We start from the raw sequence: 1,037 nt of genomic DNA, 5'->3' as shown, positions 1-1,037 counted from the left end.
AGAAATCTTTGTAACCTCTAAATCAGGTCTTAGAACTTCGGTGGTATTATTTGTGGTTTTATTAACTGTTTCATTGGATCCGGCCACTACGACATTAGTGAAATTACCCCTAACAGTAGTATTGAAGTTAACAAACAAGCTGGCAGTTTCATTTAAATCCAAATTCTTATTTAAAGTCCAGACATTCTTGCCGTTAATGACAGAATGAGTCCAAGCACCATTATCAACAAATGAATCATATACCAAACCATCATAGGAAGTTTCTTCAAGGAATACTTTAGTTAAAACAACTTCTCCAGTATTTTTAACGATAATTTCGAATGAAGTCTGCTGGCCAACAAGAACAACAGGAGTCAAAGTAATCTTAGAAACTTCAATATCCGGCGTTAATTTTGGATTATCAATGACTTCAGTAGTATTATTAGTGGTTTTATTATTTGTTTTATCAGATCTAGCAATGATAACATTTGTAAAGTTACCGGGTTTAGTAGTATCAAATGTTACATTAAATCTTGCGGTCATTCCTTGTTTTAAAGTAGGATTAAATGTCCAAACATTTTTTCCATTAACAATACTATGGGTCCATAATCCATTGGTGCTGGCTGAATTGAAAGTTAAACCCTCATAAGATTGTTCGGTAACAGTAACTCGATTTAAATCAACATTTCCCGTATTTTTAACGACAATTGTGAAACTAGTCTGTTCACCTACTTGAACTGTTTTATTTAAAGTGATTTTTCGAACGGTTAAATCCGGAATAATATTAGTTTTACCAATAGTTATCACTTTATAATAGAAACAATTTTGATAACAGTTTGAATTAATAATTGTATAAAAATTATATATTTTTACAGTACCGTCAGGCAAAACTTTTGTAGCATTAATAGTAGGTACCCTGAATCCACTATCATACAAGCTTACAACATGTTGAATATTTGGATTAGATGATTTTCTAAAATCTTCTTCAACAAAAGTGTGAATGCTATCACCCAAATTAGTTGTAAAATCTTCATATATTAAAATTTTAATATATTCCC

General features: G+C 30.8%; 1 protein-coding gene. It reads right to left on the bottom strand.

What is annotated here, in order from left to right; all coding sequences use genetic code 11:
* On the bottom strand, positions 1 to 993 hold a 993-nt coding region (locus tag F3G70_RS11610), incomplete at its 3' end, for a DUF7507 domain-containing protein (protein ID WP_223166092.1).
* Positions 994 to 1,037: the final 44 nt, after the last annotated feature.

This window comes from Methanobrevibacter millerae (genome assembly GCF_900103415.1).
Taxonomy (GTDB): domain Archaea; phylum Methanobacteriota; class Methanobacteria; order Methanobacteriales; family Methanobacteriaceae; genus Methanocatella; species Methanocatella millerae.
This window is presented reverse-complemented; position numbering and strand designations above follow the sequence as displayed.